Below are 23461 nucleotides of genomic sequence, written 5' to 3' on the forward strand. Positions count from 1 at the left end.
GTGGAGTCTAGCTCCTAGCGGGTCGCCATCGAGCGCGCCGCGGCGCGCACCTCGTTGCGGATCCACTCCGAGGCGCCCCGGCGCAGCTCTTCGGCGGAGCGGCGGCGCAGGGTCGGTCCGAAGGCGAGCTCGAGCCGGATCTTCGGCCGGCGGAAGGTCTGCAGGAAGTGACCCACGAACGGGTCGTCGTCGATCCACGCGTCGCGCCGGTCTTCGTACTCGATCGCGAACGGCACGACCGGAAAGTCGTACTGCTCGGCGAGCTGGAACAGGCCGGGGTAGAAGGGCAGGACGCCCGGCCCGCGGCAGGTGGTGCCCTCCGGAAAGGCCGCGAAGGCCAGCCCTTTCTGCAGCAGCGCCAGCGCCCCCTCGCGCGCCTTCTTGCGGCTGTCGCGGTCGTCGCGCGCCACGAACACCGTGGGGTGTAGCGAGGCCGCGCTGCCGAAGATCGGCCAGCTGGCGATCTCGAGCTTGGCCAGGAAGCCGCAGGGCCGCACGCCCAGCACGGCGAGTATGTCGATGTACGAGCGGTGGTTTCCGAGCAAGAGGTGCGGGCCCGGGGGCGGCGCGCCGCGCACGCTGATCTCGATGCCCAGCGCGCCGATCAGCCGGCGCGCCCAGGCGTGGCCGTGGCGCGCGGCCTCGTGCGGGCAGCCGCCCGTGCGGGTGTGGGCGAGCTTGAGCTCGCCGAGCGCGCGGGTGGTGATCGCGGCCATGCGCGCCAGGCGCAGATAGGCACGGACGTCCGAGTTTCTCTTCATTTCTCGAGTGTCTCCCATCGCCCCAGACACTCGGCCTTCCGTGTGACGTGTCCGTGACGAACCAGCCACGAACCGGATGCTCGCTGTTTCTTCGCATGGCCGTCCGGAGTTCGTCACGGAGGTCGCCGAAGTTTCCACTCGATGAGAAGCGACGCATTTCGGTGTGACGCAGATCCGTGTCGCAGCAGGGCACTCGCCGCGGAGGTCGCGCAGCTCGCGCCGAGCGCGCTCCTGGTAGAGACACAGCGCATGGCCGTGGCGCTGGCCTCCGCGCGCGAGGTCCCGCTGCTCCTGGACGAGATCGGCCGCCAGCGCGAGCGTTCGTTTCGGGCCGTGGGCGAGGGCACGGGTGCGGAGCTCGACCTCGACCGCTTCGACGGTCACTACGCGCACCTGTTCGTGTGGGACCACGGGCGCCAGGCTCTGGCGGGCGCCTACCGCGTCGCGGCCCCGGACGGCTTCGCCGGCCACGAGCTGCCGCGCGGTCTCTACACCCACACGCTGTTCGACTACGAGCGCGAGTTCCTGGACCGGCTGGGCCCGAGCCTGGAGCTGGGGCGCGCGTTCGTGACTCCCGAATACCAGCGGTGCTCGCGTGTGCTCGCCCTGCTCTGGCAGGGGATCGCGCGGGCGCTGCACCTCTACGGCGCGCGGCGCCTGTTCGGCGCCGTCAGCGTGTCCGCGCGCTACACGCGCCGCTCGCGCGGCCTGATCGCCGCCGCGCTGCTGGCGCACCACCGCCACGCGGAGACCGCCGGTCTGGTGCGCGCGCGCGAGCCGTTTGCGCTCGAGGCCGCGGACTGGTCGGCGGCTGCGGGTCTCTCGGATCCGCGCGCGCTCTCCGCGCGCGTCGCCGAGCTCGAGCCCGACGGTGCGGGCGTTCCGGTCCTGGTGCGGCGCTATCTCGAGCTGGGCGGGAAGTTCGCTGCCTGGCACGTCGACCGCGCCTTCGGCGACTCACTCGATGGCCTGATGGTGCTCGACCTCGAGCGCGCGAACGCGGCCCGCGTGGCGCTCTACAGCGAGAGACGCTCCAGCGCCGCGCGCACGTCCTCGGTGGTCTCGTAGAAGATCGGGAAGTCGGTCTTCCGCCAGGCGATCTTCCCGTCGCGCCCGACCAGCACGAGCGCGCGCTTGGTCATGCCGAACAGACCGCGCGCGCCGTAGGCGCGGGTCACCGCGCCACCCGCGTCCGCGGCCACGGGGAAGGGCAGGCGGTGCTTCTCGGCGAACTTGCCGTGCGACGCTTCGCTCTGCGGGTTCAGCGCCACGACCTGGATCCCGAGCTTCTGGAACACGCCCAGGTTGTCGCGGTAGTCGCACAGCTGTTTCGTGCACACGGGTGTGTCGTCACCGGGATAGAAGACCAGCAGCACGGGGCCCTTGGACAGGAGGGCCGAGAGCTGCACGGGCCCGCGATTCGAGGCCAGCTCGAAATCCGGTGCGCGATCGCCGACTTCGGGTGTAGTCATGCCCGGCACCCTATCACGCCCGGCGGGCGGGAGGCCAAGCGCGCCCGCGGGGCGGCTCGACGCGTTGAGTCACGACGTGACACATGGCCGGGATCGAATGACCAGGGTCCGTCCGGCGTCTCATCGCCGACTCACGATCCACTGTTCGAGGGGGTGTCACTCCTGACCCACGTTCGCCGCAGTGTGTGCGCCTTCGCTTTCGCGCTCGTGACCCTGTCTTTCGCCTCGCCCGCCCGTGCCGACGTCGATTGGTGGCCGCTGCTCGAGCTGTCCGACCGCACGACCACGGTCATGTACCCGTTCTACGTGCACGAGGGTGACTTCATGATGGTCTTCCCCGTGTACTACCGCACCGACGACGGGCACGAGCACCACGTGCTGTGGCCGATCTTCAAGGAGCGCGACGGGCGAATCACTCGCGTGGCGCCGTTCTGGTTCTCGACCGACGCCGATACGTTCTGGATCTTCCCGCTCGCGTACCACGACGCGAGGTCGACGGCCTTGCTGGTGCCGCCGTCCTACTTCCGGGGCGACGAGCTGCAGCTCATGCTGCCGCTGTTCGTGCACTCGAAGTCGGCCAGCGACGACTGGCTGGTGGTCGGCCCGCGGCTGTTCGGCTGGCACGACACGGCGCGGCAGAACCACTACTTCGCGGGCTTGATCGGTGACTGGACCACGCGCCCCAACGGCGCCTGGCAGGGCTCGCTCTTCCCCATGCTGTTCGCCTGGGGTGGCTCGCCCGAGCGCGGGCTGGTCGTGCCGCCGCTCTTGTGGAGTCAGCACACCGCCGACTCGTCCAGCTTGTGGCTCGCGGGCTACCTGCGCGCGCACTCACCGACCCGGGACGCCTGGGCCATGTACCCGTTCTTCGCGACCCGGCGCGAGACTGCCCGCAACGGTGACGTGACGCGCCGGCTCTCGATCCTGTGGCCGGTCTACAAGCGCAAGGAGACGACCGACGCGGCGGGAGACATGACCTTCCGCCACCGCCGCTTCCTCGCGTTCGCGGACGACACCACGCCCGCGAAACGGCAGCTGTCGCTGTTCGGCTTCGTGGTGCGTGAGTCGACGAACTAGGCCGGACTAGAGTCTCTCGATGATGGTCGAGATGCCCATGCCCGCGCCGATGCACTGCGTCGCCAGGCCGTAGCGGCCGCCGCTGCGGCGCAGCTCGCGCGCGACCGTGGTGACCAGGCGTGCGCCGGTGGCTCCCAGCGGGTGACCGATGGCGATCGAGCCGCCGTTCACGTTCGCGCGCTCGGCGGGGATGCCCAGGTCGCGCAGCGACGGAATCACTTGTGCGGCGAAGGCCTCGTTGAACTCGACCCGGTCGATCTGGTCGGCGCCGATGCCCGCGTGGCGCAGCGCCCTCTTCGTGGACGGGATCGGCCCGAGGCCCATGACCTGCGGCTTCACGCCCGCGACGCCCACGCCGACGATGCGCGCCAGTGGCTCGAGCCGCAGCTCGCGCGCCTTGTCCTCGCTCATCAGCAGGGCCACGGAGATGCCGTCGTTGGTGGGGCAGGAGTTGCCCGCCGTGATCACGATCTCCTGCTTGCCGTAGCTCACGATGCCCTTCACCGGGTTCAGGCCGGCGAGCTTCTCGGCCGTGGTGTCGGGCCGGAGACACTCGTCCTTGTCGAACAGCACGGTCTTGCCGGTCTCGGCCTCGACCCAGTTGCCCTCGGCGTCGAACACGGGCTCCTCGACCTCGAGCGGCACGAGCTCATCCTTGTAGAAACCGGCCTCGTAGGCGCGTGCGCACTTGCGGTGACTCTCGGCCGAGAAGGCGTCGAGCTCGGCGCGCGACAGGCCGTAGCACTCGGCCACGTTCTGCGCGGTCTGGGTCATGGACTGCAGCGGCGGCGAATCGAGGATGAAGTCGGGGAACTTCACCGAGAAGGTCTGGTCGTGGTCCGGCGCCATGTTGCGCTGCTCGGGAGTGAGCTGGAACAGGCGCGGGTTGAGCTTGGTGACCCGGGTCGGCGTAGCGCGCGGTCCGCCGCCCATGAGCTGCCGGCCCATGCGCTCGATGCCCAGCGCCAGCCCGCAGTCGGTCGCACCCACCATGATCGAGGTGGCGACCCGGTGGAGTGTCTCCATGCTCGAGCCGCACTGCCGGTTGGTGACGAAGTTGCAAGCTTCCATCGGCAGCCCGGCGAGCCGCGCCACGCTGCCCAGGCCCACGAACTCACCGGAGCCGGCCACGTTGCCCAGGCCGATGTCCTCGATCATGCGCGGCTTCACCTTGGGGTTGCGCGCCAGGAGCGCGCGCACCACCTGAGCCCCGGCCTCGTCGAGCCGCGTCGCGACCAGCTTTCCGCGGCCTCCGCGCGCGAAGGGTGAGCGTGCTCCGTCGACCAGGACCACCTTGCGAAGCTCCATGAACGTCTCCTCGGTTTCTCGGGTGTCTGCGCGCGCCTTTGTACCACGGCAGCGTAGATTGGTGGCGTTGTGATGCCCGATCCCGAGCCGCCGGGTCATGCGGCCGAGGCACGCGTCGCCGCGCTGTTCCTGCGCGCGCTGGGGCTCGTCTACGCCAGCGCATTCCTGTCGCTGCGCGCTCAGCTCGACGCGCTGATCGGCTCACAGGGCATCGTGCCCGCGTCGGAGCTCCTGGGCTACGCGCGCGAAGAGCTGGGCGGAGGGCTGCATGCCGCGCTCGAGCTGCCGACGCTCCTGTGGCTGACCGGCGCGAGTGACTGGGCGCTGCACGCGCTGTGTGGGATCGGCGCGGCGGCGGCGGCCTTGCTCGTCGCCGGACGTTTCTCGCTCGCGGCTGCCGGCGTCGCCTGGCTCGCGTATCTCTCGCTCGCGGCGGTCGGCGATCCGTTCCTGAGCTTCCAGTGGGACGCGCTCCTGCTCGAGGCCGGCTTCGTCGCGCTGTTCGCGGCTTCGGCCGAGCCGCGGCTGGGCGTGTGGCTCGCGCGACTCTTGCTGTTCAAGCTGATGTTCCTGTCGGGCGCGGTGAAGCTCCTGTCGGGCGACCCGACCTGGCGAGACCTCACGGCGCTCACCTATCACTACTGGACCCAGCCTCTGCCCGCGCCCACCAGCATGCTGGCCGCGTCGCTGCCCGTGGGCTTCCAGAAGCTCTCGACCGCACTCACGCTCGCGATCGAGCTCGGGGCGCCCTGGGGCATGCTCGGCCCGCGGCGCGTGCGGCTCGGCGCCGCGGCGCTGCTCGCCGCGCTGCAGCTCGGGATCGCGGCGACCGGGAACTACGGCTTCTTCAACCTGTTGACCCTGGCGCTGTGCGGATGTCTCCTGGACGACCGGGCGCTGCGGCGCTTCGGGACGCCGCGCGCCGCACGGCAGTCACCCCGCGCGCTCGCCGTCGCGCGCCGGGCCGCGGCGGCCGCGCTCGCGCTGCTGTCCGTCGCCGCGGCCGCGCAGCGACTCACGCCGCGCGGGTCGCTGCCCGGTCCGCTGCGCGCCGTGCTGGGGGCGCTGGCGCCGTTCCGCAGCGTGAACTCCTACGGCCTGTTCGCGGTCATGACCACGGAGCGGCCGGAGATTTTGCTCGAGGGCAGCGCCGACGGCGTCACCTGGCATGACTACGAGTTCCGCTGGAAGCCCGGCGACCCGGAGCGCAGAGCGAGCTTCACCGGCCCGCACATGCCGCGCGTCGACTGGCAGATGTGGTTCGCCGCGCTGGGCCGCTGCCCCGACGAGACCTGGTTCCACCGCTTCCTCGAGCGCGTGCTCGAGGGCTCCCAGCCGGTGACTGCGGTCTTCGCACGTGACCCGTTCCCCGAGGGGCCCCCGCGCTATCTCCGTACCAGCCTGTGGCAGTACCGGCCGGCACAGGGCGAAGAGCGCCGTTCTGGCGCCTGGTGGTCACGCGAGCGCGTGGGCCCGTACTGCCCGGTAGTCACTCTGAGCGCCGGGAAGCTGGCTCTGCCCGACGATCTCCCGCAGTGAGTGCCGTGGCCGGGCCGGGAGAGTTGCCGGCTCACGGACCGGCAACTCCGGGTGAGCTCCGGGGGCGAGAGACTTCAAGGCTGTCCGGCTCGTGACCGATCGAAATACCGAAGGAAACCGCCGGCATGCCGACCCTCCCTTCGATCAAGGGCTCCGTGTTCTGCGCAGCCGTGGAGGACATCCACAAGCTCCTCGCGGCGCACAAGCTCGAGCGGTCCGAGCTGTCGCGCTGGCTGAAGCCCAAGGATTTGACCTACCTCGAGTCCCCCATCCAGCCCTTCGAGTGGTACGACATCCGCAGCTACGCGCGCATGGGCGAGCTGCTGCGCGACGTGGAGGGCGGCGGCAGCAACGAGTATCTCAAGCGGCGCGGCGCGAAGAACGCGCGGCGCTTGCTCGAAGCCGGGCTGTACAGTCAGCTCGAGTACACCAGGTCGACCTCGTTCGGCCGTGAGAGCGACAAGAAGGCCCGCGCCGAGGCCTTCGGCCGTGACCTGCGGCGGCTCATCACCCTGACTTCGAGCATCCTGAATTTCTCGCGCATCGAGGTGAAGCCGGACCCGGAGCACCCGCTGCGCTGGATGATGGAGACCCTGCAGGCCAAGGAGTATCCCGAAGTCCTGTGCTGGTCGACCGAGGGCCTGATCAACGAGATGGCCCGCCAGCACGCGACTCCCGACCTGTGGACCTGGACCCGACCCGAGCCGGACCGGATCGTGTGGCGCATGACGCGCGACATTTGACCCCCGAGCCCGCGAGCGCGGCGGAGCGCATACCGAGTGAGTCTCGGCTGGGGCCGCGGCTCGCGCGGCTGTGGCTGCGCGTGGCGAACGCCTTCATCCCGCGCGCCCAGCGCCTCGACCCCGACATCTACCGGCGCGCGCGCACCGCGGTCTACTCGTGTCTCGTCCCGTTCCCGATGACTCTCGCGTTCGCCTGGAGCTATTGGTGCACGCTGTCGGGCACGACCGGCGCCCTGGCGGCGGCGATCGTGCTGGGCACGAACGCAGCGGCCGGCGCGGCGCTCTTGACCCTGCGCCGCACCGGCAACGTGGCGCTGGCCGCGAACTTCCTGCTCGGCTACGCGTTCCTCGAGTTCGCGGCGCTGGCCATGTTGTTCGGCGGACCGTTCTCGTCTTCGATCTACTGGTCGATCATCCTGCCGCTGGTGGCCATGCTGACCGGCGGGCCGAAGCTGGCCGGTCCCTGGCTCATGCTGTGTCTGCTCGAGTACGCGGCGGTGTTCGGCCTGCAGCTCCACGGCATCGAGTTCCCGAACCGTCTGCCGGTCGCCCGGCGCATGCCGCTGTGGGTGAGCAGCATCTCGAGCATCAGCCTCTTGTGTCTCGTGTTCGTGCTGATCTACGAGCGCGCCAAGAACGAGACGCTGCGCACGCTTCTGGGCGCGCACTCCGCGCTCGAGCGCGCGCGCGACTCGGCCGAGGCCGCCAACCGCAGCAAGAGCGACTTTCTCGCGAACGTGAGCCACGAGATCCGCACCCCGCTGACGGCCATTCTGGGCTACGCCGAGCTCTTGCTGCGCGAGAGTGACTCGGGCGCCATACCAGCGGGCTACGCGGGCACGCTGCTCACCATCCGCCGCAACGGCGAGCACCTGCTCGAGATCATCAACGACATCCTCGACTTCTCGAAGATCGCCGCCGGCACCTTCGACGTGGAGCGCGTGCCGGTCGGCCCGGTGGCGCTGGTCTCCGACGTGGTCGCGCTGATGAGCATCCGCGCCGAGGCCAAACACCTGTCGCTCGCGGTCGAGTGCGAGCCGCCGCTGCCCGAGAAGTTCGAGACCGATCCCCGCCGCCTGCGCCAGGTGCTCGTGAACCTGATCGGAAACGCGCTCAAGTTCACCGACCGCGGGCGCGTGCTGCTGCGAGTCACGGGTCACACGGGGACCCGGGGCCCGCGCGTGCGCTTCGAGATCTCGGACACGGGCATCGGCATCTCCGAAGAGCAGATGGCCCGGCTGTTCCAGCCCTTCGCGCAGGCCGACGCCTCGACCGCGCGGCGCTACGGAGGCACCGGGCTGGGTCTCTCGATTTGCAAGCACCTGGTAGAGCTGCTCGAGGGCGAGATCGGCGCCCAGAGCCGGCCGGGCGAGGGCAGCACGTTCTGGGTCGAGCTCCCGGCCGAGCCCGTCGAGGTGACTCGCGGTGCTTGACTCGCGGCTGAACGCCTGGCTGCACCGGCTCGAGCTTGCGCTCGTGCCGGCGCACCTGCGCGGCGATCCCGCTGCGCTGCGCTCGGCCGGCCTGGTCGCAGGCTTCTCACTCGTGCCCGCGGCGTTCGTACCGTTTCTCGCGCTCATGGAGTGGGTCGCGTTTCCGCGCGACGTGGCGCTGCACGTCGTGCCGCTCGTGCTGGCGGCGGGGCCGGTGTGCGCGCTCGTGCCGCTGGTGCGGCGCTGGAGCGGCAGGACGGTGATCGCGGGCAACGCCATGCTGGCCTACGCCTTCGGGCTGTTCGCGATCGTGACCTACTACGCGGGCGGCGCGATCTCGCCCCCGAGTTTCTGGAACGTGTTGATCCCCATGTCTGCGATCGCGCTCGCAGGCCGGCGCTGGGCCGCGTTCTGGGCGGTGCTCGTGCTCGTCGAGGCGGTGACCATCGTGTGGCTCGAGAGACATGGGCTGCACTTCGAGAACCGGGTGCTGCCGGAGTGGCGCGCCCTGTACTGGTTCGCCAGCATCGGCACGCTCTCCACGCTGATCATGTTCGCGGGACTGGTCTACGAGCGCACCAAGGACGTGGCGCTGCACACGCTCGAGTCGGCCAATGCCGAGCTCGAGCGCGCGCGCGACGAGGCCGAGAGCGCCAGCAGCGCGAAGAGTGACTTCCTGGCCATCCTGACTCACGAGATCCGCACGCCGATGACCGCGATCCTGGGCTTCGCCGACGTGCTGCGCGACGAGTGGAGCGAGCGCGGCTTCGCTGGGCGTCACGTGGAGGCGCTGGCCACGATCCAGCGCAGCGGGCGCGAGCTCCTGGAGACGATCAACGACCTGCTCGACCTGTCGAAGATCGAGGCGGGCAAGCTCGAGCTCGAGCGCATCGCGTTCTCGCCCGCGGAGCTGATCGCCGACGTGCTGGAGCCGCTGCGCCCGCGCGCGCAGGCGCTGGGGCTCGAGCTCGAGCTCGAGCTGCGCCCGCACGTGCCCGGCGCGGTGCAGAGTGACCCGGCGCGACTGCGCCAGATCGCGCTGCACCTGCTCGAGAACGCGCTCGCCTTCACGGCGCGCGGGGGGATCCACGTTTCGCTCGGCGTCTCGAGCGAGGAGCGCCGTGAGTATCTCGACCTGCGCGTGCGCGACACGGGCTTCGGCATCCCGCCCGAGAAGCTCGCCTCGCTGTTCCAGCCCGGGCTGCGCCGGCGCCCGCAGGCGGACGCCGGCGAGCGCATGGGCCTGGGGCTCGCGATGTGCAAGCGACTCACCGAGCTCTTGGGCGGCCGGATCGAGGTCGAGAGCGAGCTGGGTCACGGCAGCACCTTCCGCGTGCTCGTGCCGATCGCGGCCGCCGACACGCCGGCCTGGTCCCCGCGCAAGCGCGGGCCCGAGACACCGGCGTTCTCGCGCGCCTCGCTGCGCGCGCACGTGCTGGTGGTCGACGACGGACCGGACAACCTGCGCCTGATCTCGCACGTCCTGGGGCGCGCCGGCGCCGACGTGGTGACTGCCTCCGAGGGCAGGGCGGCGCTGGCGTGCGTGGCCGAAGCGGAGCGCACGGGCCGGCCCTTCGACGTGGTGCTGATGGACATGCAGATGCCCGAGCTGGACGGCTACGCCGCCACCGCCGAGCTGCGGCGGCGCGGCTTCGCGCGGCCGATCGTGGCGCTGACCGCCCACGCCGTGCCGGGCACGCGCGAGAGCTGCCTGGCGGCAGGCTGCGACGACTTCGCGACCAAGCCCGTCGACCGGCGCGAGCTGATCGAGCGGATTCGGCGGCTGTGCCCGGATATACTGCGGCCCGAGGGGTGAGTGCTTTGAGACCGTTCCAGGAAATCCCGAAGCTCGGCTTCTTCAAGGGCCTGCGCGTCGCGCTGGCGAGCGGCGGTGGCCGGGTCGACATGCTGTCCGGGCTGCGCGAGCAGTACGAGTCATTCGGGCCGGTCGTGGTGCAGCTCTCCGGGCCGTTCAAGCTCGTGAACCTGTTCGGCCCCGACGCCAACCGCCTGGTGCTGATGGACCGCGACCAGATCTTCAGCGCCAAGCGGCCGTGGGACCAGATCATGGGCCGGATCTTCACCAACGGGCTGCTCCTGCGCGACGGCGCCGACCACAAGCACCACCGCAAGGTCATGCACGAGGCGTTCACTCGTCCCGCGCTGCGCGAGTACGTGGAACGCATGCACCCGATCGTGCAGCGCGGGCTCGAGTCACTCGACACGCGCGAGCCGCTGCTCGCGTTCCGCGCCTACAAGCAGCTGACGCTCGAGATCGCGGCCGCGATCTTCGTCGGCATGGACCTGGGCCCCACCACGCGCCCGATGAACCGCGCCTTCGAGGACATGGTCGCGGCCTCGATGTCGCGCGTGCGCCTGCCCTGGCTGGGGCGCGAGTTCGCGCGCGGTCTGGCGGGCCGCAAGTATCTGCTCGAGCTCCTGGGCGGCATGCTCGAGAAGAAGCACGGCGACGGCGGCCCCGACATGTTCAGCCGTCTATGCCGCGCGCGCACGCCCGAGGGCGAGGCGCTCGAGGACTCCGAGGTGCTCGACCACATGATCTTCCTCATGATGGCCGCGCACGACACGACCACGAGCACGCTGTCGTCGCTCACGTACGAGCTGGCGACGCACCCCGAGTGGCAGGAGCGCGTGCGCGAGGAGTCACGCGCCCTGGGCACGGGTGAGCCGGGCCTCGAAGACCTGGGCAGGCTCGAGGCGCTGGGCTGGGCCATGGACGAGACGCTGCGCCGCTACCCGCCGCTGCCCGTGATTCCGCGCGTCAGCACCCAGAGCTTCGAGTTCGCCGGCTTCGAGATTCCGGCCGGCTGCATGGTGGTCGTGTCTCCGATCCATACCCACCACATGGTGGAGTGGTGGAACGAGCCGTTCTCCTGGGACCCCGCGCGCTTCACGCCCGGCCGCGCCGAGCAGGAGCGCCATACTCACTCCTGGGTCCCGTTCGGGGGCGGGCCGCACATGTGTCTGGGCATGCGCTTCGCCGAGGCACAGGTGCGGCTGGTCATGCACCACCTGGTCACCCGCTTCCGCTTCAGCGTGCCCGACGGCTACCGCATGCCGGTTCAGCAGGCGCCGATCTCGAAGCCGCGCGACGGTCTGCCGGTCCGCTTCACGCCGCTCGCTTGACAGCCCGGCGCGCCCGGCCGGAGCATGGGCGCATGGAGCACAAAACACTCGGGCGGTCCGGCCTGCGCGTGTCCGTCGTCGGTCTGGGCTGCAACAACTTCGGCATGCGCTGCGACCTGGCGCAGACGCGCGCGGTGGTGTCGAAGGCGCTCGATCTGGGAGTCACGCTGTTCGACACGGCCGACGTGTACGGCGGGCAGGGCGTCTCGGAGGAGTATCTCGGCAAGGCGCTCGAGGCGCGGCGCGGCGAGGTGATCGTCGCGACCAAGTTCGGCATGCCGATGGGCGAGGGCCTGAAGCGCGGCGGCTCGCGGCGCTGGATCGTGCAGGCCTGCGAGAACAGCTTGCGGCGGCTGGGCACGGATTGGATCGACCTGTACCAGATCCACTTCCCCGACGCGGCGACGCCGATCGAAGAGACCCTGCGCGCGCTCGACGACCTGGTGCGCGCGGGCAAGGTCCGGTATCTGGGCTGTTCGAACTTCGCGGGCTGGCAGGTGGTGGAAGCGGCGTTCATCGCGCGCAACGCGAGTCTCTCACCGTTCGTGTCCGCGCAGAACCAGTACAGCCTGATCGAGCGCAACGTGGAGCGCGAGCTCGTGCCCGCCTGCAACGCTTACGGCCTGGGCATCCTGCCGTACTTCCCGCTGGCCAGCGGGCTGCTGACGGGCAAGTATCGCCGCAACGAGACACCGCCCGAAGGCACGCGCCTGGCGGTGCCGCGCTTCAAGGCGGCGCTGTCCGACAAGAACTTCGACAAGGTCGAGAAGCTCGCGGCCTTCGCGGCCGACGCGGGTCACTCGCTGCTCGAGCTCGCGATCGGCTGGCTCGCCAGTCAGTCGCACGTGTCGAGCGTGATCGCCGGCGCGACCAAGCCCGACCAGATCGAGCAGAACGTGCGCGCCGCCGAGTGGAAGCTCGGGCCGGCGGAGCTGGCCAAGGCGAGCGAGCTGGCGGCATGAGCGGGCGCGCGATCGACACCGGGACCGAGACGCTCCAGGCGCGGGTCGAGGACGGCGTGGCCTACCTCGTGATGAACCGGCCCGAGCGCCGCAACGCGCTCTCGGACGAGATGTTCCGCGGCATGGCAGCGGCGCTGCGCGAGGCCGAGACCGCGAGCGACGTGCGCTGTCTCGTGCTGACCGGTGCAGGCGGCGCGTTCTGCTCGGGCGGCGACGTGAAGGGCATGGCCGCAGGTGCGAATCGCGGGCCGGGAGTCACGCTCGACGAGCGCATCCATCGCCAGCGGCTCTCGCAGCGCGAGACCGCGGGGCGGCTCTACCGCATGCCCAAGCCGGTGATCGCCTCGCTGCCGGGGCCGGCCGCGGGCGCGGGTCTCTCGCTGGCGCTGGCCTGCGACCTCCGGATCGCCGCCGAGAGCGCGCTGCTCACGACTGCGTTCGCCAAGGTCGGCTTCAGCGGCGACTACGGCGGCAGCTTCTTCCTGACCCACCTGGTCGGCTCGGCCCGGGCGCGCGAGCTCTACTACCTCTCCGATCGCATCGACGCCAAGCACGCCGAGAGACTGGGCCTGGTGAATCGCGTCGTGCCCGACGCCGCGCTCGCCGACGAGACGCGCGCGCTCGCCCAGCGCCTGGCCTCGGGCGCCACCGTGGCCTTCCGCTACATGAAGGAGAACTTGAACCGCGCGGCGGAAGGCGCGAGCGCCGAGGAGTGTCTCGACCTCGAAGCCACCCACCACGTGCACACGGGACTCACCGAAGACCACCGCGAGGCCGCACAGGCGTTCGTCGAGAAACGGACGCCCACCTTCAAGGGGCGGTAGGTTCCGGGCCGACGGCTATCTTCCGGGCATGCGCACGGTCCGGCTCGCGCTCGCGTTCGTGGTCGCGCCGCTGGTCTTCGCCGCCGTGTACTGGCTGTTCCTGATCTCGTTCTGGAGCGGTGCGGGCGGGTATCTCTACTCGGGGCTGAGCGCGCTCCTGGTCGGATACCCGGTCGGCTTCGTGCTGGTGCTGGTGGGCGGACTGCCGCTCTTGGTGCTGCGGCTTCCGGCCTGGCAGGAGCTCGCCGTCTTCGTGTGCGCCGGGCTCGTGGTGATGGTGTTCTGGACGTTCGCGCGGCACGGGCGGGTGGTGCGCGAGGACCTGCAGCTCTTCGAGCTGTGCGCGGTGAGCTCGGCGCTCACGTACCCCGCGTTCGTGCGTCTGTCGGCGCTCCGGAGGGTGGCGTGAGTCGCGCCCTGGAGGCGTGGCACGGCGCGTGGCGTGCGCTGCGCGTGACTCCCGCGCCGGGTCTCTTGGCACGGCTCGAGGCGTGCTACCGCGAGCCGCACCGCGCGTATCATACGCTCCAACACCTGGACGAGTGCTTCGCGCGCCTGGCCGAAGCCCAGTCGCTGGCCCCGCACCTGGCCGAGGTGCGGATCGCCCTGTGGTTCCACGACGCGGTGTACGAGACGCGCGCCTCGGACAACGAAGAGGCGAGCGCGCGCTGGGCGCGCGAGTCACTCGAGGCGGCGCGTGCGCCGGCCGAGGCCGCCGCGCGCGTGGCCGAGCTCGTGCTCGCCACCCGGCACGCTGCGCTGCCCGCCGGTCCGGACGCGCAGCTCCTGGTCGACGTGGACCTGTCGATCCTGGGTGCCGACGAGCCGCGCTTCGACGAATACGAACGCCAGGTGCGCCGCGAGTACGACTGGGTCGCCGAAGACGCCTTCCGCGCCGGGCGGGCACGGGTGCTCGAGAGCTTTCTCGCGCGTCCGGCCATCTACGCCACGCCCTGGTTCGCCGGCCGGCTCGAGCAACGCGCGCGCGCCAACCTGCGCCGCTCGCTGCGCGCCCTGGGCGCCTGATGGAGAAGCTCGACGCCGCGCTCCTGTCGCACCTGCAGCGCGCGCTCGCGAGCCCGGCGCTCGACTACGTCGAGTCACCGAGCCAGATCTCCGGCGGCTACGACACCCAGATCTACGCCTTCCGGCTCGCGGGCGCGGCGCACGAGTGGAGCGGCCCGCTCGTGCTGCGGCTGTTCCGCGTCGAGACACCGGGCCGCACCGCGCGCTTCGAGGCCACGGTGCAGAACACGGTGGCCGCGCTGGGCGCGTGCGCGCCGCGCGTGCTGCACTGGGTCGAGGAGCCCGAGCCGCTGGGCGGCGCCTTTCTGATCATGGAGCGCGCCGCCGGCGGCAACCTGCTCTCCGCGCTCGCGAGCCGGGACGCGCTGCGCGTGCCCGGCTGGCTGGCCGACACACAGGCGCGGCTCCACGCGCTGGACGCCCGCGCGCTCGAGCGCGCGCTCGTCGCCGCCGGCTTCGATCCGGCGGCGCGCAGCGCGGACGGCGAGCTGGCCGAGACCACGGGCCGGATCGAGTCACACGCTCTCTCGGGCCTGCGCGCCGGCGCCGAGTGGCTCGCCGCTGCGCGGCCCGGCCCGCCCGCGCTGCCCGCGATCTGCCACGGCGACTTCCACCCGCTGAACGTGCTGGCCGAGCGCGGCCGGGTCACGGGGCTGATCGACTGGACGCGTGCGCACCTCAGCTGGCCGGAGTACGACGTGGCCACCACCCGGGCGCTCCTGACTCACGGGCCGCTGCGCGTGCCGGCCTGGCTCGCCCCTCCGGCGCACGCCGCGCGGGCGCTCTTGCGCCGCGCCTACCTCGCGGCCTACCGTCGGCGCCGCCCGCTCGACCCGGACCGCATGCGTTGGTTCGAGGCGCTGCGGCTGCTGCGCTTCCTGATGGAGGAGGGCAGCGAACAGGCGGCCGAGCTCGCCGGCCGCGGCCGGTCGTCCAAGCCGAGCCCCTGGGCCGACGGCGATGTCCGGCGTGGAATCTGCGAGCGCTTCGAGTCACTGACGTCCGTTCGCGTCCGGACCCCGAAGGACGCGTAAACCGCTTCGGGCGGGCCGGGGTCCGATGACAGCAGGGACCGGTCTGCCTCTAGAATGGGGGCCTTCTCATGTTCCGAGGCACGGAACGGGCCAGAAACATGCGCGCAGCGAAAGCGTCGGACTCCTGAACCATGTGGATCGTCCGTCTCGCGCTCCGCAGGCCCTACACGTTCGTGGTCATGGCGATGCTGATCGGGGTGCTCGGCACGCTGTCGATCGCCACCATGCCGACGGACATCTTCCCGAGCATCAACGTGCCGGTGGTGTCGTCCGTCTGGTTCTACGGCGGGCTGGCGCCCGACGAGATGCAGAACCGCATCACCACGATCGTCGAGCGCGCCACGACCACCACGGTCAACGACATCCAGCACATCGAGTCAGTGACCCTGCGCGGCGTGACGGTGATCAAGGTCTTCCTGCAGCCCGGCGCGAGCCCCGAGGCGGGCGTGGCGCAGATCAACGCCATCTCGAACACGCTGATCCGGCCGCTCCCGCCGGGAATCACTCCGCCGTTGATCCTGCAGTACAACGCCGCCAGCGTGCCGGTGCTGTTGCTCAGCCTGTCGAGTGACACGCTCTCGGACCAGGAGATCAACGACCTCGGCTCGAACTTCATCCGCACCCAGCTCGTCACGGTGAACGGGGCGTCGATCCCGCCCAGCTACGGCGGCAAGTCGCGGCAGATCATGGCCGACCTGGACACGGACGCGCTGTACGCGCGCGGTCTCTCGCCGCAGGACGTCTCGAACGCGCTCGGCCAGCAGAACGTGATCCTGCCCGCTGGCACGGCCAAGATGGGGGTGCGCGAGTACGACGTGGCGCTGAACGGCAGCCCCCAGGTCCTGGCCGACCTGGACGAGCTGCCGGTGAAGGCCGTGAACGGCGCGGTCGTGAAGATGCGCGACGTGGCGCACGTGCACGACGGCTTCTCGCCGCAGACCAACATGATCCGCCGCGACGGCAAGCACGCCGTGATGCTGTCCGTGCAGAAGAGCGGCCGCGCGTCGACGCTGGCGGTGGTGCAGGGCGTGAAGGACATGATGCCGCGGGTCATGGCCGGCATGCCGCCGGCGCTGAAGGTCGACTTGTTGTTCGACCAGTCACTCTTCGTGCGCGCGGCGATCGGCGATGTGCTGCGCGAGGGCGCGATCGCCGCCGGACTCACGGCGCTCATGATCCTCCTGTTCCTGGGCAGCCCGCGCAGCACGGTGATCGTGGCGACCTCGATCCCGCTGTCGGTGCTGACTTCGATCGTGGTGCTCAAGGCCTTCAACCAGACCTTGAACGTCATGACCCTGGGCGGCATGGCGCTCGCGGTGGGCATCCTGGTCGACGACGCCACGGTCGAGATCGAGAACATCCACCGCAACCTCGCCGAGCACAAACCCATGCGGCAGGCGATCCTCGACGGCGCGCAGCAGATCGCCACCGCGGCCTTCGTCTCGACGCTCTCGATCTGCATCGTGTTCGTGCCGGTGTTCCTGCTGGGCGGCGTGGTCGGGTCACTGTTCTCGCCACTGGCGCTGGCGGTGGTGGCAGCCATGATGGCCTCGTACCTGCTGTCGCGCACGCTGATCCCCACCATGGTCCTGTATCTCCTGCCCGGCGAGCTCGCGCGCGAGGCGGCGCACGACCCGGGGGGACGGGTGCACCAGCTCACCGCTCGCGCCCACGAGCGCGTGAACCACGCCTTCCAGACGCTCGGTCACACCTACGAGCGCGCGCTGACCCACGCGCTCACCGAGCGACGCACCGTGGCGCTGAGCTTCGGCGCGTTCGCGCTCGCCTCGCTCGTGCTCGTGCCGTTCGTGGGGCGCGACTTCTTCCCGACGGTCGACGCCGGCTCGCTGCGCCTGCACCTGCGCGGGCCGACCGGCACGCGCCTCGAAGAGACCGAGCGCTACTTCCAGCGCGTCGAGGACCGGATCCGCCAGCTCATCCCGCCCGACGAGCTCGGCGTGGTGCTCGACAACATCGGCGTGCCCAACGGCATCAACCTCGCGACCACCGACAGCGCGACCGTGTCCGCCGCCGAGGGCGAGATCCTCGTGTCACTCAAGCCGGGCCACGCGCCGACCGCGAGCTACTTGAAGAAGCTGCGCGCGGTGCTGCCCTCCGAGTTTCCGGAGATCACCTTCTTCGCGCAGCCCGCGGACATGGTCGGGCAGATCCTGAACTTCGGCCTGCCCGCGCCGATCGACGTGCAGGTCAGCGGCCCCAACGCGGAGCAGGCGCACAACTACCAGTTCGCCCAGGAGATCGCCGAGCAGGTGCGCAAGATCCCGGGCGCGGTCGACGTGCACGTGCACCAGGTGGTCGACGGCCCGCGCCTGGCCTTCGACGTCGACCGCTCGCTCGCGGCCGAGAGCGGGCTCAGCGTGCGCGACGTGGCCAACAGCCTGTTGATCTCGCTGACCGGCACGGGCAGCACCAGCACCAACTTCTGGCTCAACCCCAAGAACGGCGTGAGCTATCCGGTGGTGATCCAGAGCCCGCAGCACCGCATGGCGAGCATCGGTGCGCTGCAGGCCACGCCGGTCACTTCGAGCGGTGAGTCGACGCCGCAGATCCTCTCGGGCGTGGCCACGCTGTCTCGCACCACCACGCCGGTCGCGCTCAATCACTACAACGTGCAGCCCGTGTACGACGTGTTCGCCAACGTGCAGGGCTCGGACCTGGGCTCGGTGGCCGACGCGGTGACTCGCGTGGTCGACGAGTTCCGCAGCAAGATCCCCAAGGCCAGCATCATCACCATGCGCGGCCAGGTGCAGAGCATGAACGAGGCTTTCGCCGGGCTCGGCTTCGGGATCCTGTTCGCGATCGTGCTGGTCTACTTCCTGATGGTCGTGAACTTCCAGTCGTGGATCGATCCGGCGATCATCTTGATGGCGCTGCCGGGCGTGGTCGCGGGCATCCTGTGGCTGCTGTTCGCGACCGGCACGACGCTCAGCGTTCCGTCTCTCATGGGGGCGATCATGGCGATCGGCGTCGCCACCTCGAACAGCATCCTGCTCATCACCTTCGCGAACCAGGAGCGCCACCGCGGTCTCGACGCGCGCGCGGCGGCGCTGTCCGCGGGACGCACGCGTCTGCGGCCGGTGCTGATGACCGCGCTGGCCATGGTGATCGGCATGCTGCCCATGTCGCTCGGTCTGGGCGAGGGCGGTGAGCAGAACGCGCCGCTCGGCCGCGCCGTGATCGGCGGGCTCACGCTCGCCACGCTCTACACGCTGTTCTTCGTGCCCATTGCCTACAGTCTGCTGCGCCAGAAGCCGCCCAAGCCCCTGGAGGATGCGTGAGCGACTCCCTGACCCCGTCGAGTGACTCTCTGTTCCGGCGCACGGCGACGCGCGCCCGAGCGAACCCCGCGCTGACCGCGGGCGTGCTCTTGCTCGCGCTCCTGTTGGTGGCCGGGATCGTGCCGCGCGTGCGCGCGCGCATGGAGCGCGCCAACGACCTGGCGGCGGCCGCAGACGCGCTGCCGCGCGTGGCGGTGACCGCGCCGCGCCAGGCGCCGGTCTCACAGCTCTCGCTGCCCGGCTCCGCGCAGCCCTTCCAGCAGGCCACCCTCTACGCGCGCTTGAACGGCTATCTCGACCAGCGCCTGGTCGACATCGGCGACACGGTGAAGGCGGGTCAGCTCCTGGCGGTGATCAGCGCGCCCGAGCTCGACCAGCAGCTCGCGCAGGCCGAGGCCGCGCTGGTGCGCGCGCGCGCCGACCTGGAGCTGGCGCGCAGCACCTACCGCCGCTTCGAGGAGGCGGACAAGGACGGCGCGATCGCCAAAGAGGACCTCGACCAGCGCCGCACCGCGGTGAGCACCGCCGAGGCGACCGTGAAGGCGCAGAGCGCCACCGTGGCCGGGCTGGCCGAGCAGCAGCGCTTCGAGCGAGTCACTGCACCGTTCGACGGCGTGGTCACCGAGCGCAACGTCGACGTGGGGGCGTTGATCACGGCGGGCAGCGCGTCTTCCACCACGCCGCTGTTCACGCTCGCACAGAGCTCGACGCTGCGCGTGTACATCGCCGTGCCGCAGGCGTTCGTCGACGAGCTCAAGGTCGGGCAGCCGGTGAAGATCCGCTCGCGCACGCTCGCCGGGCGCGAGTTCACGGGCACGGTGGCGCGCACCGCGGGCGCGCTCGATCCGGTCACGCGCACCATGCAGACCGAGATCGACATCGCCAACGACGACAACGCGCTCAAGGCCGGCATGTATCTCCAGGTCGAGCTGGTCGGCGAGCGCGTCGGGCCGCGCTGGCGCGTGCCCGCGAGCGCCGTGCTGTTCGATGGCTCCGGCACGCGCCTGGCGCTGGTCGACGGCGAGAACACGCTGCGGTTCCGGCCGGTGATCCTGGGCCGCGATTTCGGCGACGAGATCGAGATCGGGTCGGGCATCGCGGGCGACGAGCGGGTGGTCACCACGCCCTCGGCGGCGTACTTCGAAGGTCAGAAGGTCGAAGCAGTACAGGCGCCGCCCAAGTCATGAGACGAGCTCCGCGAGTCATATGGGCTGCTGCCGCGGTCGGCGCCTGGCTGTGCGGCTGCGCGGTCGGCCCCGACTACCAGCGCCCCGCGCTCGACGTGCCCGACGCGTACCACGAGCCCGCTGCCGCGGGCGCGCCGGCGCTCGAAGCCGAGTGGTGGAAGCTGTTCAGTGATCCCGAGCTCGTCGCGCTCGAGGAGCAGGCGCGAGTCTCGAACACCGAGGTCCAGGCCGCGATCGCCCGCATCGACGAGGCGCGTGCCACGGCGCGCATCGCCCGTGCGGATTTCTTCCCCACGCTCACGCTCGACCCGTCGTACACGGTGGGGCGAGTGTCGCTGAACCGTCAGCCGGCGCCGCGGCTGGGTCACTTCGAAGACGTCGACGTCCCCTTCGACCTCTCCTACGAGATCGACGTGTTCGGCCGGGTGCGTCGCAACTTCGAATCCGCGACCGCCAGCGCCTACGCGAGCGAGCGCGACTACGAAGCCGTGTGGCTCGCGCTCGCGGCCCAGGTCGCGGCGGAATACTTCGCCATCCGGTCACTCGACGCGCAGGCCGCCGTGCTCGAGCGCAGCCGCGACGTATTCGAGGAGCAGGTGCGCGTGGTCTCCGCGCGGCGCAAGGCGGGGCTGGTGAGCGACCTCGACGTGGCACAGGCGGAAACTCAGCTCGCCTCGACCGTCGGCCAACAGGCCGACGTGACTCGCCTGCGGGCCGAGACCGAGCACGCGCTCGCCGTGCTGGTCGGCCGGCCTGCACCCAGCTTCGCGGTCCCCGTGCGCCCGCTCGACACGGTCGCCCCCGAAGTGCCCGCGGGCGTGCCTTCGGATCTGCTCCAGCACCGTCCCGACGTGGTCGAGGCCGAGTACCGGCTGGCCGCGGCCAACGCCGAGATCGGTGTCGCCAAGGCGCTCCTCTTCCCCCAGGTGCGACTCACCGGTGCGGCCGGATGGGAGAGCGCGAGCTTCAGCGACGTGGTGAACTGGGAGAGCCGGCTCTGGGAGATCGGCCCGAGCATCCACGTGCCGATCTTCGAAGGCGGCAGGCTGCGCGCCAACCTGTCCGCCGCCGAGGCGCGCTGGGCCGAGTCGGTGCAGCTCTACCGCGGCACCGTGCTCGGCGCCTTCCGCGACGTGGAAGACGCCCTGGCGGGCGTGCGCCTGCGCGCCGACCAGGACGCCGCCGTGCGCGACGCGGTGGAGGCTTCGGGCCGCGCGGCTGCCGTCGCGCGCGCGCAGTACGACCGGGGCATCGCCGACTATCTCCAGGTCGCGGTCGCCGAGGCCACGCACCTGAACCTCGAGCTGCAGTCCGCGCAGATCAGCGAGCAGAGACTCGACGCGTCGCTCCAGCTCGTGAAGGCGATCGGCGGCAGCTGGCGCTAGCCGCGCGTTCCCGGCGGGGCGTACGATGTCCGCTCGGGAAGTCCCAAGGAGGCCGCCGTGGACACGAACAAGCTCGAGGCATTCGTCAACAAGGCACTCGGGGATCTCGGCGCGGCCTTGACCGCGTCGTTGGTGGTGATCGGCGACAAGCTCGGCCTCTACCGCGCGATGGCTGGAGCAGGTCCGATCAGCTCGGACGAGCTGGCGCGGCGCACGAACACGAACGAGCGCTCGGTGCGCGAGTGGCTCGCCGCGCAGGCTGCCGCCGGCTATGTCGACTACGACGCGAAGACCGGCCGTTACTCGCTCTCCGACGAGCACGCGGTGGCGCTGACGCAGGAAGACAGCCCGGCGTGCGTGCTGGGCGGATTCCAGGGACTCACTGCGGCGACCCGGGCGGCGCCCAAGGTGCTCGAGGCATTCCGCACCGGGAAGGGCGTCGGCTGGCACGAGCACGACCCCGATCTCTTCGCCGGTACCGAGCGCTTCTTCCGGCCGGGCTACAACGTGAACCTGGTCTCGTCCTGGATTCCCGCCTTGGACGGCGTGAAGCAGAAGCTGGAACGAGGCGGGCGCGTCGCCGACGTGGGCTGCGGCTGGGGCACCTCGACCATCCTGCTCGCGCGCGCATTCCCGCGCTCGACGTTCGTGGGCTTCGACTATCACACGCCCTCGATCGAGAAGGCGCGCGAGCGCGCGCGGGAGGCCGGCGTCTCGGACCGCGTCCGCTTCGAGGTCTCGAGCGCGAAGGCCTATCCCGGCAGCTACGACCTGGTCGCGTTCTTCGACTGTCTGCACGACATGGGCGATCCGGTCGGGGCCGCCGCACACGTGCGCGAGTCACTGGGCGCCGACGGAACGTGGATGCTGGTCGAGCCACGCGCGGGCGACCACGTGCACGAGAACCTGCATCCGCTGGGCCGCCTGTTCTACTCGGTGTCGACGCTGGTGTGCACCCAGGCGTCGCTGGCGCAGGAGGTGGGCGCGGCGCTCGGGGCGCAAGCCGGCGAGAAACGGCTGCGCGAGGTGCTGACGCAGGCGGGATTCACCCGGATTCGCAGAGCGACGGAGACCCCGTTCAATCTGGTGCTCGAAGCCAGACCCTGAGTCACGCGGCGCCCGCACCCGAGCGCCCCTTCCAGGTGGCGCCCTCGTTGCGCCAGTGTCTCTGCGCCGAGTCGAAGGTCATGGCGGCGTAGAGCACGCCTGCCGCGGGCAGCGCGAGCGCGAGCCAGGGCGAGCGCTTGTACAGCGCGAGCGTGGGCACGAACGATGCCGCCTGCAGCATCCAGGCCGCGGCGCCGAACATCGCCGCTGCCGAGCCACCCGCGAACAGCCCGCCGAGCACCGCGAGCACCGGCACGAGATACAGGAGCAGAAGCCCCGCGAGCGTACCGGCGAGCAGCGCGCGTGAGTGCTGGAGCTGCGTGTAGGCGCTGCGCGCGACCATGTTCCACACGTCGTCGAGCCCGGAGTACGGGCGCACGGACTCCTCGCGCTCGGCCAGACCGAGCCAGATGCGTCCGCCGCGCTTGATCGCGCGACCGAGGGCGCAATCGTCGATCACCTCGCCGCGCAGCGCCTCGATCCCGCCCACGCGCGCCAGCGCGCCGCTGCGCACCAGCACCGAGCCACCCGCCGCCGCGGCCACCGGCGAGCGCGGATCGTTCACCGCCGGGAACGGGTAGAGCTGCTGGAAGAAGTACACGAACGCGGGCACGAGCAGTGCGTTCCAGCCGTGCGCGCGGTCGAGTTTCACCATCAGCGACACCAGGTCCAGTGACTCGGCCTCGCCCTTGGCGACCAGACGCGCGAGTGAGTCGGGCGCGTGCGCCACGTCGGCGTCGGTGAGCCACCACCAGGGGGGCACGCCTTCCTTCTCGCCGGCAGTCACCCCGGAGTGCAGCGCCCACATCTTGCCCACCCAGCCCGCGGGGCGCGCCTCGGTGCGCACCACCTCGAGCCGCGCGCCGTTCGGGCGCGCCCGGGCCACGTCGTGCGCGACGCTCGCGGTGCCGTCCGTGCTCTCGTCGTCGACCAGCACCACGCGAAACCGCCCCGGGTATTCCTGGTCCAGGAGCGAGCCCAGGCTCTGCGGTAGCACGTCGACCTCGTTCCGGGCCGGGACCACGGCCACCACGTCCGGCCAGGCCTCGGGAGCGTATTCCCGGTCGAGGCGCTGATCGCACAGCCAGAAGCCCTGGCGGGCGAACACCAGGTAGATCCAGGCCGCCGCCGAGATCAGCGCCGCAAGAGTGAACATG

The 23461-nt window shown here is 70.8% G+C and carries 20 protein-coding genes; 16 read left to right on the forward strand and 4 right to left on the reverse strand.

Annotated elements, in window-relative coordinates; translation table 11 throughout:
* Positions 1–14: 14 nt before the first annotated feature.
* Positions 15–761: a lysophospholipid acyltransferase family protein gene (locus tag VMR86_07295; protein ID HTO06849.1), complete on the reverse strand. Its 747-nt coding sequence runs from the start codon at positions 759–761 to the stop codon at positions 15–17.
* Positions 762–1010: 249 nt separating this feature from the next.
* On the opposite strand from VMR86_07295, the gene VMR86_07300 reads away from it, so the two are divergent.
* Positions 1011–1829: a GNAT family N-acyltransferase gene (locus VMR86_07300; protein HTO06850.1), complete on the forward strand. Its 819-nt coding sequence runs from the start codon at positions 1011–1013 to the stop codon at positions 1827–1829.
* Here the strand turns inward: VMR86_07300 and VMR86_07305 are convergent.
* Entirely contained in the window at positions 1778–2233 is a 456-nt protein-coding gene (locus tag VMR86_07305; protein HTO06851.1) for a peroxiredoxin, read from the reverse strand. The genes VMR86_07300 and VMR86_07305 overlap by 52 nt on opposite strands.
* 207 nt (positions 2234–2440) lie before the next feature.
* On the opposite strand from VMR86_07305, the gene VMR86_07310 reads away from it, so the two are divergent.
* On the forward strand, positions 2441–3310 hold the full coding sequence (locus VMR86_07310) for a hypothetical protein (protein HTO06852.1): 870 nt from the start codon (positions 2441–2443) through the stop codon (positions 3308–3310).
* A 6-nt stretch (positions 3311–3316) separates the two neighbouring features.
* Here the strand turns inward: VMR86_07310 and VMR86_07315 are convergent, their stop codons facing one another.
* Positions 3317–4618 (reverse strand): thiolase family protein, encoded by a 1302-nt coding sequence (locus tag VMR86_07315; protein HTO06853.1) that lies wholly within the window; start codon positions 4616–4618, stop codon positions 3317–3319.
* 72 nt (positions 4619–4690) lie between these two features.
* Between VMR86_07315 and VMR86_07320 the strand changes: the two genes are divergently transcribed.
* The 14 genes from VMR86_07320 (at position 4691) to VMR86_07385 (ending at position 22304) form a co-directional block, all read left to right on the forward strand.
* The gene (locus VMR86_07320) at positions 4691–6157 is read left to right on the forward strand and encodes a lipase maturation factor family protein (protein HTO06854.1); all 1467 of its coding nucleotides are present in this window, start codon (positions 4691–4693) and stop codon (positions 6155–6157) included.
* A 125-nt stretch (positions 6158–6282) separates the two neighbouring features.
* Positions 6283–6900, forward strand: coding sequence for a hypothetical protein (locus tag VMR86_07325; GenBank protein HTO06855.1), 618 nt, complete (start codon positions 6283–6285; stop codon positions 6898–6900).
* Complete coding sequence (locus tag VMR86_07330) at positions 6897–8333, forward strand: ATP-binding protein (GenBank protein HTO06856.1); 1437 nt, start codon at positions 6897–6899, stop codon at positions 8331–8333. The genes VMR86_07325 and VMR86_07330 overlap by 4 nt, the downstream gene beginning before the upstream one ends.
* Positions 8326–10149 carry a response regulator gene (locus VMR86_07335; GenBank protein HTO06857.1) on the forward strand — a complete coding sequence of 608 codons (1824 nt, stop codon included), beginning with the start codon at positions 8326–8328 and terminating at the stop codon, positions 10147–10149. Before VMR86_07330 ends, VMR86_07335 begins: the two co-directional genes overlap by 8 nt.
* A gap of 5 nt (positions 10150–10154) precedes the next feature.
* Complete coding sequence (locus tag VMR86_07340) at positions 10155–11480, forward strand: cytochrome P450 (GenBank protein HTO06858.1); 1326 nt, start codon at positions 10155–10157, stop codon at positions 11478–11480.
* Positions 11481–11512: 32 nt separating this feature from the next.
* The gene (locus tag VMR86_07345; protein HTO06859.1) at positions 11513–12442 is read left to right on the forward strand and encodes an aldo/keto reductase; all 930 of its coding nucleotides are present in this window, start codon (positions 11513–11515) and stop codon (positions 12440–12442) included.
* The gene (locus tag VMR86_07350) at positions 12439–13266 is read left to right on the forward strand and encodes an enoyl-CoA hydratase (protein HTO06860.1); all 828 of its coding nucleotides are present in this window, start codon (positions 12439–12441) and stop codon (positions 13264–13266) included. The genes VMR86_07345 and VMR86_07350 overlap by 4 nt, the downstream gene beginning before the upstream one ends.
* 28 nt (positions 13267–13294) lie before the next feature.
* On the forward strand, positions 13295–13675 hold the full coding sequence (locus tag VMR86_07355; protein HTO06861.1) for a hypothetical protein: 381 nt from the start codon (positions 13295–13297) through the stop codon (positions 13673–13675).
* On the forward strand, positions 13672–14292 hold the full coding sequence (locus tag VMR86_07360; GenBank protein ID HTO06862.1) for an N-methyl-D-aspartate receptor NMDAR2C subunit: 621 nt from the start codon (positions 13672–13674) through the stop codon (positions 14290–14292). Before VMR86_07355 ends, VMR86_07360 begins: the two co-directional genes overlap by 4 nt.
* Complete coding sequence (locus VMR86_07365; protein ID HTO06863.1) at positions 14292–15326, forward strand: phosphotransferase; 1035 nt, start codon at positions 14292–14294, stop codon at positions 15324–15326. The genes VMR86_07360 and VMR86_07365 overlap by 1 nt, the downstream gene beginning before the upstream one ends.
* A 131-nt stretch (positions 15327–15457) precedes the next feature.
* A complete protein-coding gene (locus VMR86_07370; GenBank protein HTO06864.1) occupies positions 15458–18625 on the forward strand; it encodes an efflux RND transporter permease subunit in 3168 nt (1055 codons plus the stop codon).
* Positions 18622–19812 (forward strand): efflux RND transporter periplasmic adaptor subunit, encoded by a 1191-nt coding sequence (locus VMR86_07375; GenBank protein HTO06865.1) that lies wholly within the window; start codon positions 18622–18624, stop codon positions 19810–19812. The genes VMR86_07370 and VMR86_07375 overlap by 4 nt, the downstream gene beginning before the upstream one ends.
* Positions 19809–21197, forward strand: coding sequence for an efflux transporter outer membrane subunit (locus VMR86_07380; protein HTO06866.1), 1389 nt, complete (start codon positions 19809–19811; stop codon positions 21195–21197). The genes VMR86_07375 and VMR86_07380 overlap by 4 nt, the downstream gene beginning before the upstream one ends.
* 57 nt (positions 21198–21254) lie before the next feature.
* Positions 21255–22304 carry a class I SAM-dependent methyltransferase gene (locus tag VMR86_07385; GenBank protein HTO06867.1) on the forward strand — a complete coding sequence of 350 codons (1050 nt, stop codon included), beginning with the start codon at positions 21255–21257 and terminating at the stop codon, positions 22302–22304.
* 1 nt (position 22305) lies between these two features.
* Here VMR86_07385 and VMR86_07390 read toward each other — a convergent pair whose 3' ends face one another.
* The gene (locus VMR86_07390; protein HTO06868.1) at positions 22306–23460 is read right to left on the reverse strand and encodes a glycosyltransferase; all 1155 of its coding nucleotides are present in this window, start codon (positions 23458–23460) and stop codon (positions 22306–22308) included.
* Position 23461 lies beyond the last annotated feature (1 nt).

The organism is Myxococcota bacterium, assembly GCA_035498015.1.
Lineage (GTDB): Bacteria > Myxococcota_A > UBA9160 > SZUA-336 > SZUA-336 > VGRW01.

Excerpts from the sequence above, each read along its gene's own strand:
- VMR86_07295 (HTO06849.1), bottom strand. The coding sequence starts at position 761 with ATGAAGAGAAACTCGGACGTCCGTGCCTATCTGCGCCTGGCGCGCATG.
- VMR86_07300 (HTO06850.1), top strand. The coding sequence starts at position 1,011 with ATGGCCGTGGCGCTGGCCTCCGCGCGCGAGGTCCCGCTGCTCCTGGAC.
- VMR86_07305 (HTO06851.1), bottom strand. The coding sequence starts at position 2,233 with ATGACTACACCCGAAGTCGGCGATCGCGCACCGGATTTCGAGCTGGCC.
- VMR86_07315 (HTO06853.1), bottom strand. The coding sequence starts at position 4,618 with ATGGAGCTTCGCAAGGTGGTCCTGGTCGACGGAGCACGCTCACCCTTC.
- VMR86_07320 (HTO06854.1), top strand. The coding sequence starts at position 4,691 with ATGCCCGATCCCGAGCCGCCGGGTCATGCGGCCGAGGCACGCGTCGCC.
- VMR86_07325 (HTO06855.1), top strand. The coding sequence starts at position 6,283 with ATGCCGACCCTCCCTTCGATCAAGGGCTCCGTGTTCTGCGCAGCCGTG.
- VMR86_07345 (HTO06859.1), top strand. The coding sequence starts at position 11,513 with ATGGAGCACAAAACACTCGGGCGGTCCGGCCTGCGCGTGTCCGTCGTC.
- VMR86_07350 (HTO06860.1), top strand. The coding sequence starts at position 12,439 with ATGAGCGGGCGCGCGATCGACACCGGGACCGAGACGCTCCAGGCGCGG.
- VMR86_07355 (HTO06861.1), top strand. The coding sequence starts at position 13,295 with ATGCGCACGGTCCGGCTCGCGCTCGCGTTCGTGGTCGCGCCGCTGGTC.
- VMR86_07365 (HTO06863.1), top strand. The coding sequence starts at position 14,292 with ATGGAGAAGCTCGACGCCGCGCTCCTGTCGCACCTGCAGCGCGCGCTC.
- VMR86_07370 (HTO06864.1), top strand. The coding sequence starts at position 15,458 with ATGTGGATCGTCCGTCTCGCGCTCCGCAGGCCCTACACGTTCGTGGTC.
- VMR86_07380 (HTO06866.1), top strand. The coding sequence starts at position 19,809 with ATGAGACGAGCTCCGCGAGTCATATGGGCTGCTGCCGCGGTCGGCGCC.
- VMR86_07390 (HTO06868.1), bottom strand. The coding sequence starts at position 23,460 with ATGTTCACTCTTGCGGCGCTGATCTCGGCGGCGGCCTGGATCTACCTG.